This window comes from Kitasatospora sp. NPDC058162, from assembly GCF_042884005.1.
Lineage (GTDB): Bacteria > Actinomycetota > Actinomycetes > Streptomycetales > Streptomycetaceae > Kitasatospora.
Window position 1 is genome coordinate 1 of the sequence record NZ_JBHVUS010000026.1, and the last position, 24951, is coordinate 24951.

22 protein-coding genes are annotated in these 24951 nt (G+C 73.2%); 14 read left to right on the top strand and 8 right to left on the bottom strand.

What is annotated here, in order from left to right; all coding sequences use genetic code 11:
• The first annotated feature begins 187 nt into the window (after nucleotides 1–187).
• The 5 genes from ACFVXG_RS32940 to rny all read left to right on the top strand — a co-directional run bounded on the left by ACFVXG_RS32940 (nucleotide 188) and on the right by rny (nucleotide 5313).
• A complete protein-coding gene (locus ACFVXG_RS32940) occupies nucleotides 188–382 on the top strand; it encodes a DUF3046 domain-containing protein (RefSeq protein WP_350507756.1) in 195 nt (64 codons plus the stop codon).
• A gap of 36 nt (nucleotides 383–418) precedes the next feature.
• A complete protein-coding gene (locus tag ACFVXG_RS32945) occupies nucleotides 419–1624 on the top strand; it encodes an AI-2E family transporter (RefSeq protein ID WP_387932805.1) in 1206 nt (401 codons plus the stop codon).
• Between the two features lie 272 nt (nucleotides 1625–1896).
• Nucleotides 1897–3015 carry a recombinase RecA gene (recA, locus tag ACFVXG_RS32950; protein ID WP_387932807.1) on the top strand — a complete coding sequence of 373 codons (1119 nt, stop codon included), beginning with the start codon at nucleotides 1897–1899 and terminating at the stop codon, nucleotides 3013–3015.
• 7 nt (nucleotides 3016–3022) lie between these two features.
• Complete coding sequence (gene recX, locus ACFVXG_RS32955; protein ID WP_387932809.1) at nucleotides 3023–3850, top strand: recombination regulator RecX; 828 nt, start codon at nucleotides 3023–3025, stop codon at nucleotides 3848–3850.
• A gap of 65 nt (nucleotides 3851–3915) precedes the next feature.
• Entirely contained in the window at nucleotides 3916–5313 is a 1398-nt protein-coding gene (rny, locus tag ACFVXG_RS32960) for a ribonuclease Y (protein WP_387932811.1), read from the top strand.
• 10 nt (nucleotides 5314–5323) lie between these two features.
• Here the strand turns inward: rny and ACFVXG_RS32965 are convergent, their stop codons facing one another.
• The 5 genes from ACFVXG_RS32965 to ACFVXG_RS32985 form a co-directional block, all read right to left on the bottom strand.
• The gene (locus ACFVXG_RS32965) at nucleotides 5324–7051 is read right to left on the bottom strand and encodes an FAD-dependent monooxygenase (RefSeq protein WP_387932812.1); all 1728 of its coding nucleotides are present in this window, start codon (nucleotides 7049–7051) and stop codon (nucleotides 5324–5326) included.
• A 122-nt stretch (nucleotides 7052–7173) separates the two neighbouring features.
• Nucleotides 7174–8022, bottom strand: coding sequence for an amino acid ABC transporter permease (locus ACFVXG_RS32970; RefSeq protein ID WP_387932814.1), 849 nt, complete (start codon nucleotides 8020–8022; stop codon nucleotides 7174–7176).
• Nucleotides 8019–8669 (bottom strand): amino acid ABC transporter permease, encoded by a 651-nt coding sequence (locus tag ACFVXG_RS32975; protein ID WP_350507760.1) that lies wholly within the window; start codon nucleotides 8667–8669, stop codon nucleotides 8019–8021. The genes ACFVXG_RS32970 and ACFVXG_RS32975 overlap by 4 nt, the downstream gene beginning before the upstream one ends.
• A gap of 47 nt (nucleotides 8670–8716) precedes the next feature.
• Nucleotides 8717–9625, bottom strand: a complete 909-nt coding sequence (locus tag ACFVXG_RS32980) for a glutamate ABC transporter substrate-binding protein (protein WP_387932816.1) — start codon at nucleotides 9623–9625, stop codon at nucleotides 8717–8719.
• A 150-nt stretch (nucleotides 9626–9775) separates the two neighbouring features.
• The gene (locus ACFVXG_RS32985) at nucleotides 9776–10549 is read right to left on the bottom strand and encodes an amino acid ABC transporter ATP-binding protein (protein ID WP_387932817.1); all 774 of its coding nucleotides are present in this window, start codon (nucleotides 10547–10549) and stop codon (nucleotides 9776–9778) included.
• Between the two features lie 402 nt (nucleotides 10550–10951).
• Between ACFVXG_RS32985 and ACFVXG_RS32990 the strand changes: the two genes are divergently transcribed.
• Both ACFVXG_RS32990 and ACFVXG_RS32995 read left to right on the top strand, forming a co-directional pair.
• Nucleotides 10952–11710, top strand: coding sequence for a response regulator transcription factor (locus ACFVXG_RS32990; protein WP_387932819.1), 759 nt, complete (start codon nucleotides 10952–10954; stop codon nucleotides 11708–11710).
• A gap of 6 nt (nucleotides 11711–11716) precedes the next feature.
• Nucleotides 11717–13147 (top strand): sensor histidine kinase, encoded by a 1431-nt coding sequence (locus ACFVXG_RS32995; protein ID WP_387932821.1) that lies wholly within the window; start codon nucleotides 11717–11719, stop codon nucleotides 13145–13147.
• A 3-nt stretch (nucleotides 13148–13150) separates the two neighbouring features.
• Here the strand turns inward: ACFVXG_RS32995 and ACFVXG_RS33000 are convergent, their stop codons facing one another.
• Nucleotides 13151–14170 carry a TAXI family TRAP transporter solute-binding subunit gene (locus ACFVXG_RS33000; protein WP_387932823.1) on the bottom strand — a complete coding sequence of 340 codons (1020 nt, stop codon included), beginning with the start codon at nucleotides 14168–14170 and terminating at the stop codon, nucleotides 13151–13153.
• Between the two features lie 129 nt (nucleotides 14171–14299).
• Here ACFVXG_RS33000 and miaB point away from each other — a divergent pair, with 129 nt between their 5' ends.
• Both miaB and ACFVXG_RS33010 read left to right on the top strand, forming a co-directional pair.
• The gene (gene miaB, locus ACFVXG_RS33005; RefSeq protein ID WP_387932824.1) at nucleotides 14300–15802 is read left to right on the top strand and encodes a tRNA (N6-isopentenyl adenosine(37)-C2)-methylthiotransferase MiaB; all 1503 of its coding nucleotides are present in this window, start codon (nucleotides 14300–14302) and stop codon (nucleotides 15800–15802) included.
• A gap of 115 nt (nucleotides 15803–15917) precedes the next feature.
• Nucleotides 15918–16616, top strand: a complete 699-nt coding sequence (locus ACFVXG_RS33010; RefSeq protein ID WP_387932825.1) for a class III extradiol dioxygenase subunit B-like domain-containing protein — start codon at nucleotides 15918–15920, stop codon at nucleotides 16614–16616.
• 6 nt (nucleotides 16617–16622) lie between these two features.
• Here the strand turns inward: ACFVXG_RS33010 and ACFVXG_RS33015 are convergent, their stop codons facing one another.
• Nucleotides 16623–16868 (bottom strand): antitoxin, encoded by a 246-nt coding sequence (locus ACFVXG_RS33015; protein ID WP_387932827.1) that lies wholly within the window; start codon nucleotides 16866–16868, stop codon nucleotides 16623–16625.
• 177 nt (nucleotides 16869–17045) lie between these two features.
• Here ACFVXG_RS33015 and miaA point away from each other — a divergent pair, with 177 nt between their 5' ends.
• The 5 genes from miaA to hflX all read left to right on the top strand — a co-directional run bounded on the left by miaA (nucleotide 17046) and on the right by hflX (nucleotide 23712).
• The gene (gene miaA, locus ACFVXG_RS33020) at nucleotides 17046–17981 is read left to right on the top strand and encodes a tRNA (adenosine(37)-N6)-dimethylallyltransferase MiaA (protein ID WP_387932829.1); all 936 of its coding nucleotides are present in this window, start codon (nucleotides 17046–17048) and stop codon (nucleotides 17979–17981) included.
• Nucleotides 17982–18210: 229 nt separating this feature from the next.
• Entirely contained in the window at nucleotides 18211–18723 is a 513-nt protein-coding gene (locus ACFVXG_RS33025) for a hypothetical protein (RefSeq protein ID WP_387932830.1), read from the top strand.
• Nucleotides 18724–18770: 47 nt separating this feature from the next.
• A complete protein-coding gene (gene dapF / locus ACFVXG_RS33030) occupies nucleotides 18771–19682 on the top strand; it encodes a diaminopimelate epimerase (protein ID WP_387932832.1) in 912 nt (303 codons plus the stop codon).
• 188 nt (nucleotides 19683–19870) lie between these two features.
• The gene (locus ACFVXG_RS33035) at nucleotides 19871–22213 is read left to right on the top strand and encodes a RelA/SpoT family protein (RefSeq protein WP_387932834.1); all 2343 of its coding nucleotides are present in this window, start codon (nucleotides 19871–19873) and stop codon (nucleotides 22211–22213) included.
• The gene (hflX, locus tag ACFVXG_RS33040; RefSeq protein ID WP_387932836.1) at nucleotides 22210–23712 is read left to right on the top strand and encodes a GTPase HflX; all 1503 of its coding nucleotides are present in this window, start codon (nucleotides 22210–22212) and stop codon (nucleotides 23710–23712) included. Before ACFVXG_RS33035 ends, hflX begins: the two co-directional genes overlap by 4 nt.
• Nucleotides 23713–23753: 41 nt before the next feature.
• On the opposite strand, the gene ACFVXG_RS33045 is transcribed toward hflX, so the two are convergent.
• On the bottom strand, nucleotides 23754–24923 hold the full coding sequence (locus tag ACFVXG_RS33045) for a trypsin-like serine peptidase (RefSeq protein WP_387932838.1): 1170 nt from the start codon (nucleotides 24921–24923) through the stop codon (nucleotides 23754–23756).
• Between the last annotated feature and the right edge of the window lie 28 nt (nucleotides 24924–24951).

Consider the following 24951-nt stretch of genomic DNA (forward strand, 5'->3'; position numbering starts at 1 on the left):
GGCGGTCTGAAAATCACCCGTCACGCCCCTCTCCGCACCCACCCCCTCCACCGCCCCCTCCCGCAGCGCGTCCCTCTCGCCTGGGTCGGGTGGGGAGGTGGGTGGGGGGTTGCTGTGGGTGGGTGGGTGCGGGTTTTGGGGGGTGGGTTTTGGGGGTGGGAGTGGTGGGTTCGGGATACTGGGGGGCATGAGGCTGACGGAGTTCTGGCGACGGATGTACGCGCACTTCGGGGAGGGGTACGCGGAGTCGTTTGCGTCCGATCACGTGATGAGTGAGTTGGGTGGGCGGACGGTGCGCCAGGCGTTGGAGGCGGGGTGGGAGGCCAAGGACGTGTGGCGGGTGGTGTGTGAGACCCAGGGGGTTTCCGCGCAGTTGCGCTGAGCGGTTGTCGTGGGGCGGGTGGGACAGACTGTCCGGGTGACTACGAGTGGAGAGCAGAAGAGCCGGGACGAGGGGGAGCGGACGGGCGGCGGGGCGCTGTGGGGTGGGATGCCGCCCTGGTTGCCCCGGGCGATGGTGCTGTTCCTGGTGTTGGTGGGGTTGTTCCAGCTCGCCGACTGGGCGTTCCGGCAGTTGATCGACCTGTTCGTGATGTTGTTGGTGGCCTTCTTCCTGTCGCTGGCGCTGGAGCCGGCCGTGGACCGGATGGCGGCGCGCGGGGTGCGCCGGGGGGTGGGCACCTTCCTGGTGTTCGTCGCGGTCGGGGTGGCGGTGATCGGGTTCCTGGCGGCGCTCGGGACCTTGTTGGTGGATCAGGTGGCGAAGATCGCGGGGGACCTGCCGCACCTGGTGGACAACCTGATCGGGTGGGTCAACCGGACCTTCCATCAGGACCTCTCGCTGGGTGAGCTGCAGAAGAAGCTGCTCAAGGACTCCGGCACGATCGAGAACTACGCCCAGCAGGCGGCCGACAACGTGTGGGGTGTCTCGTCCACCGTGCTCGGTGGGCTCTTCCAGACCTTCACGGTCGGGCTGTTCACGTTCTACTTCACCGCCGAGGGACCACGGGTCCGCCGGACCGTGTGTTCGCTGCTGCCGCCCGCCAAGCAGGGCGAGGTGCTGCGGGCCTGGGAGATCGCGCTGGCCAAGACCGGCGGCTACCTGTACTCGCGGGCGGTGCTCGCGGTGGTGTCGGCGGCCGGGCACTGGGTGATGTTCGTGCTGATCGACCTGCCGTACTCGGCGGCGCTGGCGATCTGGGTCGGCGTCATGTCGCAGTTCGTGCCGACCATCGGGACGTACCTGGCGGGTGCGCTGCCGGTGCTGGTGGCGCTCACCGTGCAGCCGGTGGACGCGCTGTGGGTGCTGGTCTTCACGGTGGTCTACCAGCAGGTGGAGAACTACGTGCTGCACCCGAGGATCACCGCCCGGACGGTGGACGTGCACCCGGCGGTGGCCTTCGGCGCGGTGATCGCGGGGGCGGCGCTGCTGGGGGCGGTGGGTGCGCTGATCGCGATCCCGGCGGCGGCGACGCTGCAGGGCTTCGTCGGGACGTACGTGCGGCGGTACGAGGTGGCCACCGATCCGCGGATCGACCGGGGTGAGCAGCGGCGGGCGCGGCGGGAGCTGCGGCGGGAGGCGGCGCGGCGGCTGCGGCGGATGGTGGGTGGGGATGGGGAGTGAGGGTGGGGAGTGAGGGTGGGAGGGGTGTGACGCGCGGAGGGGTGTGAGGGGCGGGGGGAGTGAGGGGTGGCGGGGCGGGTGGTCGGGGTTGATCCGGCTGCCCGCCCTGCGGTGTGTTCGGGGGTGCTGGGGGTTGAATCGAACAGATGTTCTTTTGTACTCTCCGGCGTGGAGTTTTCCACAGGGCGAGCCGGGTGGGGCTCGTTTGTCAGTGGGACGCGCTAGCGTCGAGGACGATGAAGCGCACAGCACAGAACCCGAGGGAAAAAGCCATGGCAGGTACGGACAAGGAGAAGGCCCTCGAGGCCGCGCTCGCCCAGATCGAGCGGCAGTTCGGCAAGGGCTCGGTGATGCGCCTCGGCGAGAAGGCGAACGAGCCGATCGAGGTGATCTCCACCGGGTCGACGGCTCTGGACGTCGCCCTCGGGGTCGGCGGCATCCCGCGCGGCCGGGTGGTCGAGATCTACGGTCCCGAGTCCTCCGGTAAGACCACCCTGACGCTGCACCTGGCCGCCAACGCCCAGCGGGCCGGCGGCACGGTCGCCTTCGTCGACGCGGAGCACGCGCTCGACCCCGAGTACGCCAAGAAGCTCGGCGTGGACACCGACGCCCTGCTGGTCAGCCAGCCGGACACCGGTGAGCAGGCCCTGGAGATCACCGACATGCTGATCCGCTCCGGCGCGATCGACCTGGTGATCATCGACTCGGTCGCGGCCCTCGTCCCGCGCGCCGAGATCGAGGGTGAGATGGGTGACTCGCACGTCGGTCTGCAGGCCCGTCTGATGAGCCAGGCGCTGCGCAAGATCGCCGGTGCGCTGAACCAGTCGAACACCACCGCGATCTTCATCAACCAGCTGCGCGAGAAGATCGGCGTCATGTTCGGCTCGCCGGAGACCACGACCGGTGGCCGGGCGCTCAAGTTCTACGCCTCGGTCCGACTGGACATCCGCCGGATCGAGACCCTGAAGGACGGCACCGAGGCGGTCGGTAACCGCACCCGCGTCAAGGTCGTCAAGAACAAGGTCGCCGCGCCGTTCAAGCAGGCCGAGTTCGACATCCTGTACGGCATCGGCATCAGCCGCGAGGGCGGCCTGATCGACATGGGCGTCGAGCACGGCTTCATCCGCAAGTCCGGCGCCTGGTACACGTACGAGGGCGACCAGCTGGGCCAGGGCAAGGAGAACGCCCGTAACTTCCTGCGGGACAACCCGCAGCTCGCCGACGAGATCGAGCGGAAGATCAAGGGCAAGCTCGGCATCGGTCCGAAGACCGAGGAGCCGGCCGAGGGTGAGCCGGAGGCCGCCGCGGCCGACGGCGCTGCCAAGCCGATCACCGCGACCGCCGCCAAGACGGCCGCGGCGAAGAAGACGGCGGCGGCGGCCAAGGCCTGAGCCGTTGATGCAGTACGACATGGTGGGCGGTGGTCCGGCCGGGCCGGAGGACGACGACTACGGGCCGCCGGACTGGTTCGCGGCGGTCGCGGAGGAGTTCGGGCCGGAGCCGGCGGAGGCTTCGGTCGAGGCGCTCGGCCTGGTCTCCGCCTCCGAGCTGCCCACCGGCCGCCGTCGGCGCCGCTCGGCGCTGGCGGCCGAGGGAGCGGAAGCGCCGGGCGACGGGCGGCGGAGTGGGCCCGGGGCGGCCGGTCACGGGGGTGTGGCCGCCCCGGCGGCCCGGGCGCGGCGTGGTCGGCGTGACGAGGGCCGGCCGGCGGAGGGGGGCGCCGGCCGTGGGGCTCGGAAGCGGGTCGAGGAGCAGGGCGATCCGGAGAGCCGGGCCAGGGATATCTGTCTGCGGTTGCTGACCGGCGCGGCCAAGAGCCGGAAGCAGCTCGCCGACGCGCTGCGGAAGCGGGAGATCCCGGAGGACGTCGCCGAGCAGGTGCTCACCCGGTTGGAAGAGGTCGGGCTGATCGACGACGCGGCCTTCGCCGCGGCCTGGGTGGAGTCCCGGCACGCCGTCCGGGGTCTGTCCCGGCGGGCGCTGGCCCAGGAGCTGCGCACCAAGGGTGTCGCCGCCGACCTGGTCGAGCAGGCCCTCGTCCAGGTCGACCACGACGACGAGGAGGACGCGGCCCGGGCGCTGGTCGAGCGCAAGCTGCGGTCCACCCGGGGGCTGGATCCGCAGGTCCGCACCCGGCGGCTGGTCGGGGTGCTGGCCCGGCGGGGGTACTCCGAGGGGTTGGCCTTCCGGGTGGTGCGCGCTGCGCTGGAGGAGGAGGGGGAGTAGTGCTTTCTTGGTCCGGAGCAGGCCGAGTCTTGACCCTTTCGTGACCCGCACCTAGCCTCGCACGCATGAGGATCTCGGCGGGCACCGCTACCGGTGGCTCCCTGGTGCCGATCGTCGCCGTCCTGCTGGTGATCGCGGTGCTGGTCGTTCTGGTGTTCAGGCGCTCGCAGGCCGGCCGGCAGCGGGCCGAACTCGCCCGGCGCGAGCAGGACCTGGCCGGGGAGCTCCGCCGGCTGCGCCAGCGGGAGGACGAACTGGCCGCGCGTTCGGCCGAGTTGGAGCGCTCCCGGGGTGAGGTGGAGGCGCTCGCGGCTCGCCGGGCGGCGGCGCTGGAGCGCGCCGCCGGGCTCTCCGCCGAGCAGGCGCACGCCCAACTGCTGCGCGAGGCCGAGGAGTCGGCCCGGCGGGAGGCGGCCGTCACGGTCCGGGAGATCGAGCGCGGGGCGAAGGCGGAGGGCGAGCGTCGGGCCCGGGACATCCTCGCCGGGGCGATCCAGCGGCTGGCCTCGGAGCAGACCGCGGAGACCGCCGTCACCGTCTTCCGTTTGCCGGGCGAGGAGATGAAGGGCCGGATCATCGGCCGCGAGGGCCGCAACATCCGCGCCTTCGAGGCGGTCACCGGCGTCAACCTGATCATCGACGACACCCCCGCCTCGGTGCAGCTCTCCTGTTTCGACCCGGTCCGCCGGGAGGCCGCCCGGCTCACCCTGGAGCAGTTGGTCGAGGACGGCCGGATCCAGCCGAGCCGGATCGAGCACGTCCACGAGCGCAGCCGGGCGGAGGTCGAGCAGCGCTGTGTCCGGGCCGGCGAGGACGCCCTGCTGGATGCCCGGATCGCCGGGCTGCACCCCGAACTCGTCCGTACCCTGGGCTCCTTGCGCTACCGCGCCTCCTACGGGCAGAACGTGCTCGGGCACCTGCTGGAGTCCGCGCACCTGGCCGGGATGATGGCCGCCGAGCTCGGGGTGGACCCGGAGCCGGTGCGCCGGGCGGCGCTGCTGCACGACATCGGCAAGGCGCTCACCCACGAGGCCGAGGGCAGCCACGCGGCGGTCGGCGCGGACTTCGCCCGGCGGCACGGGGAGTCCCCCGAGGTGGTGCACGCGATCGCCGCGCACCACGGCGAGGTGGAGCCCCGTACGGTGACCGCCGTGCTGACCCAGGCCGCGGACGCCTGCTCGGGCGGGCGCCCGGGGGCGCGCAAGGAGTCGTTGGAGCTGTACGTGCGGCGGCTGGCCCGGCTGGAGGAGATCGCCCGCGCGCACGCCGGGGTGGCCGAGGCGTACGCGATGCAGGCCGGGCGCGAGGTGCGGGTGATGGTGCGGCCGGACGCGGTGGACGACCTCGGGGCGCAGCTGATCGCCCGGGAGGTGGCCCGGCAGGTGTCGGCGGAGCTGACCTACCCGGGCCAGATCCGGGTGACGGTGGTGCGGGAGAGCCGGGCCACGGCGGTGGCGGGGTAGGGCCTCTGGCTCAGGACGCGCTCCGGGTCGCGGAGTCCACCTGTTCGGGTTCCGGCGCTGCCTCCGGCTCGGGCGGGCCCTCGATCGGGGCCGGGCCGCCGCGGGCGCGGTCGGCGAGGACCAGGAGGTCCTCGGCGGCGGCGCCCTGGGTGACGCCGACCAGGTGCCCGTCCGGCCGGATCAGCAGGACGGTGTGCGGCCCGGCGCCCGGGTACTCCTCGGTCACCAGCACCTCGGCCGGCACCGGCAGCGCGGTGGCGACCTCGGCGAGCCGGGGCATCAGGCCGGCGCTCAGCCAGTGCTCGGCCGACCAGACGGCGGTGCCGGGGGCGACCAGCAGCAGCAGGAAGGTGGCGCCGAGCCGGGCGTGGAGGTGGTCCGGGGTGCCGTCGGCGGCGAGTACCGGGAGGTCCGGGACGAGCACGCCGGGGGCGGTGGCGGGCAGCAGTTCGCTGAGCGAGGTGGTGCCGCGGGCGCCGCGCTGCACCGGGACCCGGCCGGGGACGCCGGAGGGCGCCGCCGGGTAGGCGGGCGCGCCGCCGAAGCGGCCGGTGCCCAGCTGGCCGTCGGCGAGCATCGGGGCGTGCTTGCGGAAGCCGCCGACCAGCAGCGAGCGGCGGGTCTGCTGCCAGCCGCGTAGCGGGCGCAGCAGCGGCATGGACTGGTCGACGGCGCGCAGCCGGGCGCCGACCGCGCCGCGTCGCTCGGCCTCGTAGCCGTCCAGCAGCGAGCCGCCGGGCTGGGGGCCGCCGGAGTGGAGGTGCCAGGCGAGGGCGAGCCGCCAGGCGAGGTTGTCGGCGTCGCGCAGCCCGTCGGCGAGGTTCTGCATGCCGAGGGCGCCGTGCAGGTGGGCGGCGTCGCCGGCCAGGAAGCAGCGGCCGCTGCGGAAGCGGGCGGCGAGGCGCTGCTGGGCGGTGTGGTCGGCGGCGGCGAGCAGCTCGTAGCGGGGGAGTTCGCCGCACCAGCCGGTGAGGGTGGCGGTGACCCGGGTGAGCAGGGTGTCGCCGGTGACGATGCCGGGCCAGGTGGCGTGCGGGTCGACCTGTTCGGTGGGGGCGGGGCGGCCGGGGGGCAGGCGCCAGTCGATCCGCCAGACGCCGTCGGGCAGCGGACGGGCGGTGGCCTCGCGGTCGCCGCGCCACGGGGGCTCGCGGTGCAGTCGGGCGCCGTCGAAGGGCAGGTCGACCCGGACGGTGGCGATGGCGTTGCGGTCGACCGCGGGGCGGCCGGGGAAGCGGATCTTCAAGAGCTTGCGGACGGCGGAGCGGGCGCCGTCGCAGCCGACCAGGTGGCTGCCGCGCCACCAGGTGCTGGAGCCGTCCTGGGTGCCGTGGGTGCGGACGCTGACCCCGTCGCGGTCCTGTTCGAGTTCGACGACCCGGTTCAGCGGGACCAGCCGGACCAGCGGGGTGCCGGTCAGGGCGTCCCGCAGGCCGCGCTGGAGGCGGTGCTGGGGGAGGTGGAAGGTGGGCGAGTCGGTGAGGTCGAGCCGCAGCACCTCCTGGCGCCGCCGCCAGACGGCGAAGGAGTCCCACAGGGCCGAGTCGGAGACGGCCCGGGAGTAGCCGATCCGGGTGAGGAAGGCGGCGGAGTCGGCGCCGAGGACGACGCTGCGGGGGCCCTCCGGGCAGAGCCCGGAGCCCTCGTCCAGGACGACGGTCGGCACCTCGTGCCGGGCCAGCGCGAGGGCCAGGGCCAGACCGACCGGTCCGGCCCCGACCACGATCACCGGATCCATGCGGGGACCTCCGGGGACGAACCGGCCCATGGGCCGGCGTCAGTTACCGCTGCCGCATATGCCGCGTGGATGCTCCCGGGAGGTGTCACGAAGAGCAATGCAACAGTTCGTCTGGGTGTCCGTCAAGCAGCAGCTGAAGTGCGCCGGTTCGCGCCGCGACGGCCACGTGCTTCGATCCACCGCGCGAGCGCGGTCAACAGGAGGCACAGGAGGATGTAGATCGGGGCGATCACCAGGACCACGGGGATGTAGGGGAAGCCCGCGGCGTTCAGCGGCTGGCTGGCGATCTTCTTGCCCATGAACAGCAGTTCGTTGTACGTGATGATGTAGCCCAGCGAGGTGTCCTTGAGGGTGACGACCAGCTGGCCGATCATCGTCGGCAGCATCGAGCGGACGGCCTGCGGCACCAGGATGGCGGACATCACCTGGGTCTTGCGCATCCCGAGGGCGTACGCCGCCTCGCCCTGGCCGCGCGGCACGGCGTTGACGCCGCTGCGGATGATCTCCGCCTGGACCGCGCCGTTGTAGAGGGTGAGGCCGAGCACCAGCGCCCACATCGGGTCCTTGGCGAAGAACGCGTAGTAGAGCGCGACGATCAGGATCAGCAGCGGCATCGCCCGGAAGAACTGGACGATCGCGGTGCAGGTCCAGCGGACCGGCTTGTGGTCGGACAGCTGTCCGGCGGCCAGCAGCGCGCCCAGGGTGAGCGAGAAGGCGGCCGCCAGGCCGAAGGCCTTGAGGGTGGCCAGCAGGCCGTCCACGATCATCTGCTGGACGAAGGTGTACTGGAACGGGTCCCACAGGTCGGCGTCGAACTGGCCGTTGGCGGCGAGCGCGGCGACGACGTACCAGAGGAGGCCCGCGATGCCGATCGCCCCGAGGACGCCGAACAGGCGGTAGCGGGCGCGGGCCCGGGGGCCGGGGGTGTCGTAGAGGACACTCGCCGAGGCTTGGCGCTGGAACAAGCTCATCGGGCCACCGCCAGTCGGGATTCCAGGAAGCGGAAGAACGAGGCGACCGTCGCGCTGATCAGCAGGTAGGCGCAGGCCACCCAGAAGAAGATCGAGAAGATCGAGTAGCCGCGTTCGGAGAAGGTCTGCTGGGCGCTGTACAGCTCGCCGACGCTGAACGCGCCGGCGATCGCCGAGTTCCTCGGCAGCGCGATGAACACGCTGCTCATCGGGGCCAGCACCGTCCGGGTGGCCTGCGGCAGGACGACCAGGGTGAGGGTCTGGAAGAAGTTCATGCCGAGGCTGCGGGCGGCCTCCGCCTGGCCGAGCGGCACCGTGTTGATGCCGGAGCGGATCACCTCGCAGACGAACGAGGCGGTGTACCCGCCGAGCGCCAGCACCGCGAAGACGAGGTGGCTGAAGTGCACGCCCAGCGGCGGCAGGCCGAAGGTGACGGCGAAGAACAGCAGGGTCAGCGGCGTGTTGCGGAACAGCGTCACCCAGGTGGTGCCGAAGGCACGCAGGACCGGGACCGGGGAGACCCGGAAGGCCGCCAGCAGGGTGCCCAGCAGCAGGGCGAGCAGGGCGCTGAGCGCGCTCAGCTCGATCGTCTGCAGGAAGCCGTCGCGGAACAACGCGAAGTTGTCCTGCTCGAACAGGAACCCCATCCGGCGGCCCTCCTCTCACAGATGGTCAGGGGCGGACAGTGTGCGGATCAGTAGCGGTCGAGGGTCGGGATCGCCGGGGCGGCCGAGCCGGACGCACCGAGGGTGGCGTCGTAGGCCTTCTTCCAGTCGCCGTTGTCCTCGTGGGCCTTGAGGGCGTCGCTGATCGCGTCCCGCAGCGCCTTGTCGTCCTTGTTCAGGCCGACGCCGTAGTTCTCCTTGGTGAACGGCTTGCCGACGACCCTGAGCTTGCCGGCGTACTTGGAGGCGTAGCCGTTGAGGATCGCGTCGTCGGTGGTGACCGCGTCGACCTCGCCGGAGAGCAGCTTCTCGACGCAGGCCGAGTAGGTGTCGAACTGGGTGATCTTCGGGTTGTACTGCTTGATGTTCTGGATCGAGGTCGAGCCGGTGGCGGTGCAGACGTTCTTGCCGCTGATGCTCTCCGGGCCGGTGATCGAGCTGTTGTCCTTCTTCACCAGGAAGTCCTGGCCGGCGATGTAGTACGGGCCGGCGAAGGAGACCGTCTTCTTGCGCTCGTCGTTGATGCTGTAGGTGCCGACGTAGAAGTCGATCTGGCCCTTGGCGATGGCCGGCTCGCGCTGCGAGGAGACCAGGGTCTGCCACTTGATCTGCTGCGGGGTGAAGCCGAGGTCGGCGGCGACCATCTTGGCGATCTCGATGTCGAAGCCGCTGCGGTCGCCGCTGGCGACGTCCTCCCAGCCGAGGTTCGGCTGGTCGGCCTTGGCACCGATGATCAGCTGACCGCGCTTCTTGGCCTCGGCCAGCACCGCGGAGTCGATCTTGACGTCGGTCTTGACCGTGTAGGTCGGCAGCGCCGGGGCGTTGCTGGCGCTCGCCGCGTTGGAGGAGTCGGCGGGCTTGCCGTCCTTGCCGCAGGCGGCGGTGGCGGTGAGCGCGACGGCACAGAGCGCCACGGCGAGGGTGCGGGAAGTCCTCATGAGGGTTGGTCTCCTGGGGCTGGGCCACGGCTTCGACCGGGCTCTGGCGTCTGGAAGTTGGGCACGGGCGGGGTCGGCCGGCGCCCTGGCCGGCGGCGGTCCCGCGTGGTCTCGGAGTCGCGCCCGATCGGTGCCGACCGGGCCCGGGGCTCAGTGGTGCAGGATCTTCGAGAGGAAGTCCTTGGCGCGGTCGGAGCGCGGCGCCGTGAAGAAGGCCTCCGGGGTGTTCTGCTCGACGATCTTCCCGTCGGCCATGAACAGCACCCGGTTGGCGGCGGAGCGGGCGAAGCCCATCTCGTGGGTGACCACGACCATCGTCATGCCGTCGGCGGCCAGTTGGCGCATGACCTCCAGCACCTCGTTGACCATCTCCGGGTCGAGCGCGGAGGTCGGCTCGTCGAAGAGCATCACCTTCGGCTTCATCGCCAGCGCCCGGGCGATCGCCACGCGCTGCTGCTGGCCACCGGAGAGCTGGGCCGGGTACTTGTCCGCCTGGGCCCCGACGCCGACCCGGTCCAACAGCTCGCGGGCGGTCTTGGTGGCGTGCGAACGGAGTACCTTGCGGACCTTGACCTGCGCGAGGACCACGTTCTCCAGCACGGTCTTGTGGGCGAACAGGTTGAACCCCTGGAAGACCATGCCGACCTCGGCGCGCAGCCGGGCCAGCTCCCGGCCCTCGGCGGGCAGCGGGCGGCCGGAAAGGGTGATCTCCCCGGAGTCGATGGTCTCCAGCCGGTTGATCGTCCGGCAGAGCGTGGACTTGCCCGACCCGGACGGGCCGATCAGCACCACGACCTCGCCCTGCCGGATCTCGAGGTCGATGTCCTGCAGCACGTGCAGCGCGCCGTAGTGCTTGTTGACCTTGTTCAACACGACCAGTGGGGCGGCTGCGGGGGTGGAGTCCTCGACCGGGCTCTCAGTCATCGCGCCTGCTTCCTCATGTGTCGAACTGTGTCGAACTGGGTTGATTCGTGCCTGCCCCGGAAGTTCCAACTCCCTTGAGCGGCAATGCTGGTAAGAATCCGGGAGCCGCGACCGGCGGAGCCGCAGCCCCCGGTGGGGCGACCTTAGGAGTGCTGACGGCGCCCCGTCAGCCGATCTGAGCGGAACTTGAGGATCACAAAACGGCCACGCCATGCGTACGTACTGTTCGCGAGTGCGCCGACGGGGCATGTCACAGCGGGAATCCGCGCCGGTGCCCGCCGTCCCCCACGAGGCCGGTCCGCGGCCGAACCTGGCGCCGGGCCGCCCGCTGGCCCATACTGCGCAGGACCGGGCCCCGACCGATCGGCCCGGTGATCACAAGGGGGAAAGGAGGAGAACGGGATGCGACTGCTGCTCGTCGAGGACGACGAACGCGTGGCCGCGGCACTGGTCGCGGTGCTCGGCCGGCACGGCTTCCAGGTGCGGCACGCCCGCAGCGGGCACGAGGCGCTGGACGCCCTGGTGCCGGACGGCAACGACCCGTACCGCGTCGTGCTGCTCGACCTCGGGCTGCCCGACCGCGACGGCTTCGAGGTGTGCAGCCGGATCCGGGCCGGCAGCGGCGTGCCGGTGATCATGGTGACCGCCCGTGCCGACATCCGCTCCCGGATCCACGGCCTCAACCTGGGCGCCGACGACTACGTCACCAAGCCGTACGACATGGGCGAGCTGCTCGCCCGCATCCACGCCGTCGCCCGCCGCGGCGCCCAGCCGTCCTCGGTGGCGGTGCCCGCGCCCGACACCGTGCCGCAGCAGCGCGGCCCGCTGGAGTCCCGGGGCATCCGGATCGACCGGGAGCGCCGCCGGGTCAGCGTGGACGGCCGCGACGTGCCGCTCACCCGCAAGGAGTTCGACCTGCTGGCGCTGCTCGCCCAGAGCCCCGGCGTGGTCTACCGGCGCGAGCAGATCTTCAGCGAGGTCTGGCGCAGCGGCTGGGAGGGCAACGGCCGCACCCTGGAGGTGCACATCGGCTCGCTGCGCAACAAGCTGGCGCTGCCCGGCCTGGTCGAGGCCGTGCGCGGGGTCGGCTACCGGCTGATCCCCGACTCCCCGGCCGCCACCGCCGCCGACCAGGCCCCGTCCTCCCCCGCGGAGCACTGACCGCACGTGCGCACCCGCCTGCTCGGCATCCTGATCGCCCTCATGCTCTGTGTCCTGGCCGCCCTGGGGCTGCCGCTCGCGGCGGCGTTCGCGGCGGCCGAGCAGAGCAGGGTGGTCGTCGACCGGCTCGACGACGCCGCCCGCTTCGCCCAGGACCTGCCCACCTCCGGCGCCACGCTGGACTCCGCCCGCAAGGGCGACCCCGAGCCCGCCCCCGGCGACCTCAGCCGGCGCCACGCGATCAAGACCGAGGTCCAGCGCTACTTCGACCTGTACGGCGTCCGGCTGGGCATCTTCCAGCGCGACGGCATGCCGATAGCGGTCGCCCCCGACGACTGGCGGGTGCCCGCCGTCGGCTGGGGCGCCCAGGCCTTCCAGGAGGCGCTGGACGGGCGACGCAGCCACAACCCGCCGCAGGTCTGGCCGTGGACCGGGGACCGGACGATCACCGTCGCCGCCCCCGTGGTGCGCGACGGCGACGTGGTCGCGGTGGTGCTGAGCGAGTCCCCGACCGGGGCGCTGCGGGACCGGGTGCTGCACAAGTGGCTGGTGCTGGCCGGCGGCGAGGCGGCCGCGATGGCCGTCGCCGTGCTGCTGGCCGTCCGGCTCACCGAGTGGGTGCTGCGCCCCGTCCGCACCCTCGACCGGGCCACCCACGACATCGCCACCGGCCAGATGGCCGCCCGGGTCGCCCCCGGCGGCGGACCGCCCGAACTCCAGCGGCTGGCGCGCTCGTTCAACGAGATGGCGGACCACGTGGTGCTCGCCATGGACCAGCAGAAGGCCTTCGTCGCGGACGCCTCGCACCAGCTGCGCAACCCCCTCTCGGCCCTGCTGCTGCGGGTCGAGGTGCTCGGCCTGGAACTGCCCGAGGGGCACGAGGAGGAGCTCAGCGGGGTCCGGGAGGAGGGCTCCCGGCTGGCCCGGGTGCTGGACGACCTGCTCGGACTGGCCACCGCCGAGCACGCCCGCCCCGAACCCGAGCAGACCGACCTCGCCCAGCTGACCCTGGCCCGGGTGGACGGCTGGCGGCCGGTCGCCGAGCAGCGCGGGATCGAGCTGCGCTGGGACGGCCCGGCGCTGGCCATCGGGATGGCCGACCCGATCGGCTTCGGCTCCGCGCTGGACGCCGTCCTGGACAACGCGCTCAAGTTCGGCCCGACCGGCAGCCAGGTGCGGCTGCGGGTCGTGGTGCGCCGGGACGAGGTCGCGGTGACCGTCAGCGACGCCGGGCCGGGGCTGACCGAGGACGAGCTGTCCCGGGCCGGGGACCGGTTCTGGCGCAGCGCGCGGCACCAGAACGTGGACGGCTCCGGGCTCGGCCTGTCCATCGCCCGCACCCTGCTGGCGGCCGGCGGCGGCTCGCTCGGCTTCGCCCCGGTCAAGCCGACCGGGCTCGCGGTGACCCTGGCGGTGCCCCGGCCGGAACGGCCGTAGTTCTCAGGGTTTCACCGAGCGGTAGTAGCGCGCCGCGCCCGTGTGCAGCGGGAGCGGGTCGGTGTAGACGGCGGTGCGCAGGTCGACCAGCTGGGCGGCGTGCACCTGGGCGCCGATCTGGTCCCGGCTGTCGATCACCGCCCGGGTCATCCCCTCGACCAGCCCCGGGTCCACGTCGTCCCGGGTGACCAGCAGGTTGGGCACGGCCATGGTGGCCACGGCGTCCTGGGGCTCGGCGTTCGGGTAGGTGCCCTTGGGCATGGTGGCCGCCCGGTAGGCGGCCAGGCCGTCGCCCTCGGCTTTGTTCAGCGCCTCGGACAGGTCGCCCAGCGGGACGATCCGGATCCGCATGTGGTCGGAGAGGTCGGTGAGCGCGCTGGTCGGCAGGCCGCCGGACCAGAAGAAGGCGTCGATCTTGTGGTCGCGCAGCTCGTCCGAGCCGTCGCTGACGCCGCCGGGGACCGGGGTGATGTCGTGGTCCGGGTCCAGCCCGGCCGCGGTCAGCAGCCGCCTGGTCACCAGGTTCACCCCGGACTGCGGCAGGCCGGTGCCCACCCGCAGGCCCTTGAGGTCGGCGGTGCGGTGCACCGGGGAGTCGGCCGGGACGATCAGCTGCAGGTAGTCGTCGTACAGCCGGGCGATCGCCCGGAGCTTGTCCTTGCCGGGCTCCTGGAAGGCGGCGACCGCGTCGGCGGTGGCGATGGCGAAGGTGTCCTGGCCGTTGATCACCCGGCGGAGGTTGTCCACCGAGCCCTCGGAGCTGTCCAGGGCCAGCCGCACCCCCGGCATGGTCTGCGACACGTGGCTCTGCAGCAGCTGCCCGTACCGGTCGTAGACCCCGCGCGGGACGCCGGTCGCGAAGCGGGTCTCGCCGCGCGGGTACCCCGGCGAGCGGCCCGCCGACAGCCACCAGCCGCCGAACCCGGCCACCAGCAGCACCAGCACCAGCACCGTCCGCCACAGCGGGCTGCGGGCCGCGCGGCGGACGGCGGCGCCGAGTCGTGACGGATCGGTGGGGGTCATGCAGGGATAGTGCCAGGCGCTCGGGCCGAACGGGAGGGGAACGGCCGGGGGAAAGCTCCGGAACCGGCTCCGCGAAGATCCGCGGAGATCGGGGGAAAGCCGGGCCGCGGCTGCCCGTACCCTGGTCTGGTGAGCGGTGAGAGCGGATTGAAGAGCTACAAGGTCGTCACGCACGGCTGCCAGATGAACGTCCACGACTCCGAGCGGCTGTCCGGCCTGCTGGAGGACGCGGGGTACGTCAAGGCCGGGCCGGAGGGCGATCCGGACCTGGTCGTGTTCAACACCTGCGCGGTGCGCGAGAACGCCGACAACAAGCTGTACGGCAACCTCGGGCAGCTCGCGCCGGTCAAGAGCCGCCACCAGGGCATGCAGATCGCCGTCGGCGGCTGCCTGGCCCAGAAGGACCGCGAGTCCATCGTCAAGCGCGCCCCCTGGGTCGACGTGGTGTTCGGCACCCACAACATCGGGCACCTGCCGGCCCTGCTGGAGCGGGCCGCGGTCGAGCGCAAGGCCCAGGTCGAGATCCTGGAGTCGCTGGAGACCTTCCCCTCCACGCTGCCCACCCGCCGCGAGTCGGCGTACGCGGCCTGGGTCGCGATCTCGGTCGGCTGCAACAACACCTGCACCTTCTGCATCGTCCCGGCGCTGCGCGGCAAGGAGGAGGACCGCCGCCCCGGCGACGTCCTCGCCGAGATCGAGGCGCTGGTCGACGAGGGCGTCATCGAGGTGACCCTGCTCGGCCAGAACGTCAACGCCTACGGCTCCGACCTGGGCGACCGCGAGGCCTTCTCCAAGCTGCTGCGTGCCGCCGGGCAGATCGAGGGCCTGGAGCGGATCCGCTTCACCTCGCCGCACCCGCGCGACTTCACCGACGACGTGATCGCCGCGATGGCCGAGACCCCGAGCGTGATGCACCAGCTGCACATGCCGCTGCAGTCCGGCTCGGACCGCGTCCTCAAGGCGATGCGCCGCTCGTACCGGCAGGACCGTTTCCTCGGGATCATCCGCAAGGTCCGCGAGGCGATGCCCGACGCGGCCATCTCCACCGACATCATCGTGGGCTTCCCCGGCGAGACCGAGGAGGACTTCGAGGAGACGATGCACACCGTCCGCGAGGCCCGCTTCACCAACGCCTTCACCTTCCAGTACTCCAAGCGCCCCGGCACCCCCGCCGCGGAGATGGCGGACCAGGTGCCGAAGGAGGTCGTCCAGGCCCGCTACGACCGGCTGATCGCCCTCCAGGAGGAGATCTCCTGGGACGAGAACAAGAAGCAGGTCGGCCGCACCCTGGAGATCCTGGTTGCCGAGGGCGAGGGCAAGAAGGACGACAAGACCCAGCGGCTGTCCGGCCGCGCGCCCGACAACCGGCTCGTGCACTTCACCAAGCCGGACCAGCCGGTGCGCCCCGGCGACGTGGTGACCGTCGAGATCACCTACGCCGCCCCGCACCACCTGCTGGCCGAGGGCCCGACCCTCGCGGTGCGCCGCACCCGGGCCGGCGACGCCTGGGAGAAGCGCCAGGCCAAGCCCGCCGACAAGCCGGCCGGCGTGCTGCTGGGCCTGCCGAAGATCGGCGCCCCGGCCGAGCTGCCGCTGGCCGCCCCGGCGGGCGGCGCCTGCTGCGGGGACTGACACCCGGCCTCGTACGTTCGGCCCGGCGGGAGTATCGACTCCCGCCGGGCCGTTCGGCTTCCCGGGCAGGGCCTGTCCGGCGAATCCTGCCGGGACAGGCCCTAGAGTGATCCACATGCTGGTAGCCGCCGCCGTGTGCCCCTGTCCGCCGCTGCTCGTCCCCGAGGTCGCCGCCGGGGCCGCGCCCGAGCTGGACGGGCTGCGCGCCGCCTGCGACGAGGCGCTGACGGCGCTGGTCGCGGCCGGGCCGCAGCTGGTCGTGGTGGTCGGCGCCGGGCCGGAGGCCGAGGTGTGGACCGAGGGCGGCGCCGGGTCCTTCCGGCGCTACGGGGTGCCGCTGGTCGCCAAGCTGCCCGGCGGGCGGGTCGAGGGGCCGGAGCTGGCGCCCTCGCTGACCGTCGGCGCCTGGCTGCTGGAGCGCGCCGGGGTGACCCTGCCGACGCACGCCTGCGCGGTGCCCGCCGACGCCCCCGCCGACCGGATGCTCGGCCTCGGCCAGGGCCTGGCCGGCCTGGCCGACCGGGTCGCCCTGCTGGTGGTCGGCGACGGCAGCGCCTGCCGCTCGGTGAAGGCCCCCGGCTACCTGGACGAGCGGGCCGAGGGCTTCGACGCCGCGACGGCCGCCGCCCTGGGCTCGGCCGACCTGCCCGCGCTGGCCGCCCTGGACCCGGCGCTGGCCGCCGAGCTCAAGGCCGAGGGCCGGGCGCCCTGGCAGGTGCTGGCCGGCGCCGCCGAGGGCGCCGGCCTCACCGCGCGGCTGGGCTACCAGGACGCGCCGTACGGGGTCGGGTACTTCGTGGCGTCCTGGTCGTAGCGCCGGTCAGGACTGCGGGGGCTGTCCCTCGTCGCCCGGCTTCGGCTTGTGGGCGAAGTCGCCCACCGCGCCCTTGGCCTTGTCGGCGCCGTGCTCGATCTTGTCGCTGTACTTGCCCTTGGTCGCCTTGTCGATCGCGCCGCCGGCCTTGTCGACCATGTGGTCGATCTGGTCGCTGTGCTTGCCGGCGAGCTCGCTGGCCTTCTCCTTGAGCTCCTCGGCCTTGCCCTTGAGGTTGTCCATCAGGCCCATGGTGATCTCCTTCGTTCCCTGTCTCCTGCACAACGCACGGGGCCGGTCAAGAGTTCGCAAAGACGACCGGGGGCGGAGCAGGCCGGAGGCGGTCCGGGAAACAGTCACATCCTCGCGCAGTCGGCGCCGGGCGGCAGCCCGGCCCCGGGTGCGGCGGCGGTTTGGGAGACTGGAGCGGTGAGCAGCTCCCGTGTGATCAGCATCGTCGGCGCGACCGCCGCCGGAAAGTCCGACCTGGCCGTCGCCATCGCCCGCAGCCTCGACGGCGAGGTGATCAACACCGACTCGATGCAGCTGTACCGGGGCATGGACATCGGCACCGCGAAGCTGACCGTGGCCGAGCGCGGGGGAGTGCCGCACCACCTGCTGGACGTCTGGGACGTCACCGAGGCCGCCAGCGTCGCCGAGTACCAGCGGCTGGCCCGGGCCGAGATCGACCGGCTGCTCGCCGCCGGGCGCACCCCCGTCCTGGTCGGCGGCTCCGGGCTGTACGTCCGGGCGGCGATCGACGAGATGGAGTTCCCCGGCACGGACCCGCAGGTCCGCGCCCGGCTGGAGGCCGAACTGGAGCAGGACGGCCCGTACGCGCTGCACCGGCGGCTGGCCGGGCTGGACCCGGCGGCCGCCGAGGCGATCCTGACCGGCAACGGGCGGCGGATCGTCCGCGCCCTGGAGGTCATCGAGATCACCGGGCAGCCGTTCACCGCCAACCTGCCGAGCAACACCGCGGTGTACGAGGCCGTGCAGATCGGCGTCGCGGTGACGCGCCCCGAGCTGGACGAGCGGATCACGCTGCGGGTCGACCGGATGTGGGAGGCCGGGCTGCTGGACGAGGTGCGCGAGCTGGAGCGGGCCGGGCTGCGGGAGGGCCGGACCGCCTCGCGGGCGCTCGGCTACCAGCAGGTGCTCGACCACTTCGCGGGCGACTGCACCGAGGACGAGGCGCGGGCCGAGACGGTGCGGGCCACCAAGCGCTTCGCCCGCCGCCAGGAGTCCTGGTTCCGCCGGGACGACCGCATCCACTGGCTCTCCCGGCCGGCCGGCACCGACCCGGTCGAGCTGCTGGAACGGTCCCTGGAACTGATCGGTCGTCAGGGAGTTCCGGCCGCATAGGGTTCGTTCCGGCCAATTCGGCGGTGCACCTGCGCGCGCAGGCGGCCGTGCAGGACGAACCGGGGGTCACGGCCCGATCACGTGATGGCCACGGATCACCCGAGGACCCCGGTCAGGCCCCGAACGTCCCCCCTGGACATGCCATCATCGATGCCGTAAGGGTCGGCCCGCGCGGGTCGGCCGTGCCCGGCCGCGAGTCCGCTCGTGTCGAACTGTCAGGGGAGGCCGTGTGTCGACGGGTACCGGCCCCGAACCCGGTCAGGGCGGAAGTGTCACCGCACCGGCCGAGGAGTTCGACGAGTCGACGAGGGGGGACCTCCCCGTGCTGACCGGGCTGGAGGCGCCGACCTCGTACGCGGCCGCGGTGCCCGCGCTGGACACCCGCACCCCGCCGAACGCCGCGGTGCACGAGCGGGAGATCCGGCCGCTGCGCCGGCTCCGCTGGTGGCAGACCCTGCCGATCGCCCTGCTCGGCACCCTCGGCTCGCTGATGTTCGCCTTCCCGCTCGCCTTCGGCTCGGCCGGGCCGCGGGCCACCATGGTCGGGATGCTGGGGCTGCTGTTCACCGCCGCCTCGTTCGGCTGGGGCGCGATGGCGGCCCGGCACGCCGGCTACAAGTGGCCGGGGCTGCCGCGCCGGGGCTCCGCGCAGCGGGCCGGCTGGCGGGCCATCGCGGTCTACACCCTGATCGCGCTGGCGGCCTGCGCGCTCGCGGTGTGGCGGGTCGCTTACCTGCGCTGAGCCGGGCCCCGGCGTCCCGGGCCTGCGCGCTCAGTACCATCGGTGGGGTGAGCGCATCCTCTTCCCCGCAGGCCGGTCTCCCCTTCTTCAAGGGGCACGGCACCCAGAACGACTTCGTGATCGTGCCGGACCCGGACGGCGTGCTGGAGATCGGCCCGGAGGCCGTCGCCGCGCTGTGCGACCGTCGGGCGGGCATCGGCGGGGACGGGCTGCTGCGCGTGGTGCGCGCGGCCGCCGACCCGGCCGCCGCGGACCAGGCCGACCGGGCCGAGTGGTTCATGGACTACCGCAACTCCGACGGCAGCATCGCCGAGATGTGCGGCAACGGCCTGCGGGTCTTCGCCCGCTTCCTGGTCGAGTCCGGCCTGGCGAAGTCCGGTGAGCTGGCGATCGCCACCCGCTCCGGGGTGCTCACCGCGACGGTCGGCGAGGACGCCGAGGACGGCACGCCGGGCGAGGTCACCATCGGCATGGGCCGGGCGAAGCTGCCCGGGCCGGACGGCATCGAGGTCGCGGTCGGCGAGCGGCGCTGGCCCGCCCTGAACGTCAACATGGGCAACCCGCACGCGGTGGCCTTCGTCGAGAGCCTGGACCACGCCGGGGAGTTGCGCAGCGCTCCGCTCACCAGCCCGGAGGGCGTCTACCCGGAGGGCGTCAACGTCGAGTTCGTGGTGGACCGCGGCCCGCGGCACGTCGCGATGCGGGTGCACGAGCGCGGCTCGGGCGAGACCCTGTCGTGCGGCACCGGCGCCTGCGCCGTCGCGGTGGCGGCCATCCGCCGGGACGGCGTGGACCCGGCGGTCACCGGCGAGGCGGTCGCGTACACCGTGGACGTGCTGGGCGGCCGGCTGGTCATCACCGAGCACCCGGACGGCCGGGTGGAGATGACCGGTCCGGCGGTGATCGTGGCCGAGGGGCGGTTCGACGCGCGCTGGTGGGAGTCGCTGACCCGGCGGTGACGGCCCGGTTTGCCCAATTCGTACGGTGACGAATCCCCCCGATCGGGTGATACCGATCGCGGACGGGAATCATGGCGTCGCGGAACGTGCTGTGCTCGGTAGCATGGACCACCGGGTCGATCGCCCCTGGGAGGGGTGGCAGGATCCCCCACGAGGGGCCGCGCCCGGCGACGTTGCCGGAGGTGCCGATGACCATCGAAGCCGGGCAGCCCCTGACGGGGCAGCCGACGACCGCACGGCAGGCCGGGGCCAGGAGGCCCCTCGGGGAGCTCGGCCGGGCCGCCATCGGCCGGGCCGGCCGGGCCGCCCTGCTGGCCACCGGCCGGCCGCCGGTGCCGGACGCCCTGGAGCCGCTGGTCCAGGTGCACCGGCGGCACCACCCGCAGGCGGACCTCGCCCTGCTGGCCCGGGCGTACCGGCTCGCCGAGGCCAGCCACCGCGGCCAGAAGCGCAAGAGCGGCGAGCCGTACATCACCCACCCGCTGGCCGTCACCATGATCCTGGCCCAACTCGGCGCCGGGACGACCACCTTGGTCGCCTCGCTGCTCCACGACACCGTCGAGGACACCGAGTTGACGCTGGATCAGGTGAGCGCCGGCTTCGGGCCCGAAGTCGCCTACCTGGTCGACGGGGTGACCAAACTGGAGAAGGTCGACTTCGGCGCCGCCGCCGAGGCCGAGACCTTCCGCAAGATGCTGGTCGCCACCGGGGACGACGTCCGGGTGATGGTGATCAAGCTCGCCGACCGGCTGCACAACATGCGCACCATCCGGCACATGAAACCGGCCAGCCAGGTGCGGATCGCCAAGGTCACCCGGGACGTGCTGATCCCGCTGGCCGAGCGGCTCGGCATCCAGGTGCTCAAGGCGGAGCTGGAGGACATCGTCTTCGCCACCCTGCACCCCGAGGAGCACGCCCGCACCCGCGGCCTGATGGCCGGTCACGAGGGCGAACCGGACGCCCTGCTGGAGCCCTTCGCCCGGCGGCTGGCCCGCCAGCTCGCCGAGACCGGGGTCGCCGCCGAGGTGACGGTGCGGCCCCGGCACTGCGTCTCGCTGCACCGGGTGCTGCTCAAGCGGGCCGCCGCGCCCGGACGGGACGGCCGGCCGCAGGAGCCGCAGCCCGCCGACTTCGGGCGGCTGCTGGTGGTGGTCGAGGAGAACGCCGACTGCTACGCGGTGCTCGGCGAACTGCACACCTGCTGGACGCCGCTGCCCGGGGAGTTCAAGGACTTCGTCGCCGCCCCCAAGTTCAACCTCTACCAGTCGCTGCACACCGCCGTCGCGCTGGACGGCGGCGCGGTGGTCGAGGTGCTGGTGCGGACCAGGCGGATGCACGAGGTGGCCGAGACCGGGGTGGTCGCGCTCGGCGACCCGACCCCGGCCGGTCCGGCCCAGGACGCCGACGAGCTGGACCGCACCGACCCGGCCCGGCCCGGCTGGCTCAGCCGGCTGCTGGAGTGGCAGCAGGAGACCCCCGACCCGGACGCCTTCTGGTCCGCGCTCACCGCCGACCTGGCCGGGGACCGCGAGATCACCGTGGTGACGGAGAGCGGTGAAACGCTTCAGCTGAGGGCCGGGGCCAGCTGCGTGGACGCCGCCTACCTGCTCGGCGAGGAGACCGGCCACCGATGTATCGGCGCCCGGGTCAACGGCCGGCTCACCGCGCTGTCCACCGTGCTGCAGGACGGGGACGTCCTGGCGGTGCTCACCGAGAGCCTCCCGGCCGGCGGCGCGGCGCAGCCCTCCGGCCCGTCCCCGGAGTGGCTGGCGCACGCCCGCACCCCCGGCGCCCGGCTGGCCATCGAACGCTGGCTGGCCGACCACCCGGCCCGGCTGCCGGTGGTGCGCACCGGCCCGGCCGGGGCCCAGCCCGCCCCGCCCGCGCACCGGGCGGGCGAGCGGCGCTCCGCCCCGGTCGCGGTGGCCGGCCGGCCCGGGGCGACGGTGCGGCTGGCCCGCTGCTGCACGCCCGTCCCCCCGGACGCGGTGGCCGGCTACCCGATCCGCGGCGGCGCGGTGGCCGTGCACCGCGCCGCCTGCCCCGCCGGGCAGCGGCTGCGCGCCGACGGGCGGGCCGAACTGGAGGTCCGCTGGCAGCCCGAGGACGCCCCGGCGGCCGGCCACCGGGTGACCCTGCGGGCCGAGGCGCTGAACCGGCCCCGGCTGCTCGCCGACCTCACCGCGGCGATCTCCGCCGGGGGCGTCGGCATCGTCTCCGCCGAGGTCGAGCCGCCGCAGGAGCTGCGGGTCCGGCACACCTACACCGTGGAGCTGCCCGAGCCGGGCGCGCTGCCCGCCCTGATGCGGGCGATGCTCAAGGTCTCCGGGGTGTACGACGTGAGCCGCCCGCACGCCCCGGAGGGGACGCAGACCCGGCACTCCGGCGGAAATGGGGGTGACCGGCCCGCACCGGGCGTGCGACCATCGTGGGGAATTCACGGCCGGTCCACGGCGTTCTCAGGGCACAGGAGCCCCGGTGGGATCCAAGGGACCACGCCGAAGCCATCCAGCGACCAAAGGACAGAATGACCTCCACGTTCGAAGCCCGCGACCACGCCGACGCCCCGCGCCGCCTCGACGGTCTGCGAGCGGAAGCCCTCATGGACGAGGACCTCGCGGCCATCGACGAGGACCTCGGCCACAGCTACGACGGCGACCAGTACGACCGCAGCGAGCGTGCCGCCCTGCGCCGTGTCGCCGGCCTCTCCACCGAACTCCAGGACGTCACCGAGGTCGAGTACCGCCAGCTCCGCCTGGAGCGCGTGGTGCTCGTCGGTGTCTGGACCGACGGCACCCTGGAGGAGGCGGAGAACTCGATGGCCGAGCTCGCCGCACTCGCCGAGACGGCCGGTTCCGAGGTGCTGGACGGCGTCATCCAGCGCCGTGACAAGCCCGACGCGGCCACCTACATCGGCTCCGGCAAGGCGAAGGAGCTGCGCGACATCGTCGCCTCCACCGGCGCCGACACCGTGGTCTGCGACGGTGAGCTCACCCCCGGCCAGCTGATCCAGCTGGAGGACGTGGTCAAGGTCAAGGTCGTCGACCGGACGGCCCTGATCCTGGACATCTTCGCCCAGCACGCCAAGTCCCGGGAGGGCAAGGCGCAGGTCTCGCTCGCGCAGATGCAGTACATGCTGCCGCGCCTGCGCGGCTGGGGTCAGTCGCTGTCCCGGCAGATGGGTGGCGGTGGCTCCGGCTCCTCGGGCGGCGGCATGGCCACCCGTGGTCCCGGTGAGACCAAGATCGAGACCGACCGGCGTCGGATCCGCGAGAAGATGGCGAAGCTCCGCAGGGAGATCGCCGACATGAAGAAGGGCCGCGACACCAAGCGCCAGGAGCGCAAGCGCCACCAGGTGCCGTCCGTGGCCATCGCCGGGTACACCAACGCCGGCAAGTCCTCGCTGCTCAACCGGCTCACCGGTGCGGGCGTGCTGGTGGAGAACTCGCTGTTCGCCACCCTGGACCCGACCGTGCGCCGGGCCGAGACCCCGAGCGGCCGGCTCTACACCCTGGCCGACACCGTCGGCTTCGTCCGGCACCTGCCGCACCACCTGGTCGAGGCCTTCCGCTCGACCATGGAGGAGGTCGCCGACGCGGACCTCATCCTGCACGTGGTCGACGGCTCGCACCCCGAGCCGGAGACGCAGCTGGCCGCCGTCCGCGAGGTCATCGTCTCGGTCGACGCGCAGAACGTGCCGGAGATCGTGGTGATCAACAAGGCGGACGCCGCCGACCCGCACGTGCTGCAGCGCCTGCTGCGCCGCGAGCCGCACGCCATCGTGGTGTCGGCCCGCAGCGGGGCCGGCATCGAGGAGCTGCTCAAGCTCATCGACGACGAGCTGCCGCGCCCGGCCGTCGAGGTGCGGGCCCTGGTGCCCTACACCCAGGGCGCCCTGGTCTCCCGGGTGCACAAGGAGGGCGAGCTGATCGCCACCGAGCACACCGCCGACGGCACGCTGCTGCACGCCAAGGTGCCGGCCGAGCTGGCCGCCGAGCTGGAGTACTTCACGGTGGCCCTGCACGGCTGATCCGCCCGTCGAGGCAGCCCCCGGACGTCCGCGTCCGGGGGCTACTTCACGTTCTTGGCGAAATAGTCGAAGGCCTGCTTCGCCTGGTCCTGCAGCGACGGCCCGGCCCGGTAGCCCGCCGGGCCCTGCTTGACCGAGCCGGGGTTGCCGAGCGAGCTGACGCTGACCAGGTTGGGCTTGCCGTCCTTGGTGATGAACCAGCCGCCGCCGCCCGCGCCGCCGGTCATGGTGCAGCCGATCACGTACATCGGCGGGCGGGACCGGTCGAAGGACAGCCGGCCCGGCGCGGCGGGGGAGTCGCAGCGCTGCAGCTCCATGCCGTCGAAGGGCCGCTCGACCGGGTAGCCGAAGACCGCGGCCGAGGTGATCTGCTCGCGCGGGGCGTTGAACCAGACCGGCACCGAACCGCCGACCGCCTCCTCCAGGGACGGGCCGGAGGCCGACTCGCCGCGCACCCGGACGATCCCGTAGTCGTACTGGTCGTGGGCGCCCACGCCGCTCTCCTGGAGCCAGGTCGGCGACACCATGGCGCGCACCGCCGTCCAGCGGCCGTACGGGGCGGCCTGCTGGTCGCCGTACGGCTTGCCGCGGGCCGCCTGGCCGTCCCGGTTGAAGGCCGGCACGAAGACCAGGTTCTTCACCCAGGCGCCGCCCTTGCCGTCGTGCAGGCAGTGCGCGGCGGTGTAGACCAGGTTGCTCCTCCCCGGGTTGAGCGGGTCGGCGACCACCGTGCCGGAGCAGACGGCGTCGCCCTGCGGCGTGGTCATCAGCAGCTTGCCGACCAGGGCGGAGTCCGGGCCGTACGGGTGCGGCTGCGGCCGGGCCTGGACGGCGGCCGGCGGGGCGTCCCGCTCGACGCCGGCCGGCCCGGCGGCGGTCAGCGCGTACTCGGGGGTGGGCCGGGCCTTGGCGGCCTCCGTCCGGGCGGTCGTCCAGTAGCCGGGGGGCACCTGGTTGGTGAAGCCGCTCTCGGCGACGTACCGGGCCCAGTCCTCCAGCTTCCAGCCGCTCAGGTCGCCCAGGCTGGTCGGCGCGGCCTTGGGCAGTGCCGTCGGCGGGGCGGCCGGGGCGGCGGGGCCGTCCGGTCCGCAGGCGGCCGCGGTGAGCGTCAGGGCGGCGAGCAGCGCGGCGCCGGCCGTGGCGGCCCGCCGTCCCCGGACGCGGGTGGTGCTGGTGCTGCTTGTGGTGCTGGTGGTGCTGACGGTGCGCAAGCTGAGGAGTCCCCCGTGGTGGTACCGG

Excerpts from the sequence above, each read along its gene's own strand:
- ACFVXG_RS32940 (WP_350507756.1), top strand. The coding sequence starts at position 188 with ATGAGGCTGACGGAGTTCTGGCGACGGATGTACGCGCACTTCGGGGAG.
- recA (WP_387932807.1), top strand. The coding sequence starts at position 1,897 with ATGGCAGGTACGGACAAGGAGAAGGCCCTCGAGGCCGCGCTCGCCCAG.
- recX (WP_387932809.1), top strand. The coding sequence starts at position 3,023 with ATGCAGTACGACATGGTGGGCGGTGGTCCGGCCGGGCCGGAGGACGAC.
- rny (WP_387932811.1), top strand. The coding sequence starts at position 3,916 with ATGAGGATCTCGGCGGGCACCGCTACCGGTGGCTCCCTGGTGCCGATC.
- ACFVXG_RS32965 (WP_387932812.1), bottom strand. The coding sequence starts at position 7,051 with ATGGATCCGGTGATCGTGGTCGGGGCCGGACCGGTCGGTCTGGCCCTG.
- ACFVXG_RS32970 (WP_387932814.1), bottom strand. The coding sequence starts at position 8,022 with ATGAGCTTGTTCCAGCGCCAAGCCTCGGCGAGTGTCCTCTACGACACC.
- ACFVXG_RS32975 (WP_350507760.1), bottom strand. The coding sequence starts at position 8,669 with ATGGGGTTCCTGTTCGAGCAGGACAACTTCGCGTTGTTCCGCGACGGC.
- ACFVXG_RS32980 (WP_387932816.1), bottom strand. The coding sequence starts at position 9,625 with ATGAGGACTTCCCGCACCCTCGCCGTGGCGCTCTGTGCCGTCGCGCTC.
- ACFVXG_RS32985 (WP_387932817.1), bottom strand. The coding sequence starts at position 10,549 with ATGACTGAGAGCCCGGTCGAGGACTCCACCCCCGCAGCCGCCCCACTG.
- ACFVXG_RS32990 (WP_387932819.1), top strand. The coding sequence starts at position 10,952 with ATGCGACTGCTGCTCGTCGAGGACGACGAACGCGTGGCCGCGGCACTG.
- ACFVXG_RS33000 (WP_387932823.1), bottom strand. The coding sequence starts at position 14,170 with ATGACCCCCACCGATCCGTCACGACTCGGCGCCGCCGTCCGCCGCGCG.
- ACFVXG_RS33010 (WP_387932825.1), top strand. The coding sequence starts at position 15,918 with ATGCTGGTAGCCGCCGCCGTGTGCCCCTGTCCGCCGCTGCTCGTCCCC.
- ACFVXG_RS33015 (WP_387932827.1), bottom strand. The coding sequence starts at position 16,868 with ATGGGCCTGATGGACAACCTCAAGGGCAAGGCCGAGGAGCTCAAGGAG.
- ACFVXG_RS33035 (WP_387932834.1), top strand. The coding sequence starts at position 19,871 with ATGACCATCGAAGCCGGGCAGCCCCTGACGGGGCAGCCGACGACCGCA.
- hflX (WP_387932836.1), top strand. The coding sequence starts at position 22,210 with ATGACCTCCACGTTCGAAGCCCGCGACCACGCCGACGCCCCGCGCCGC.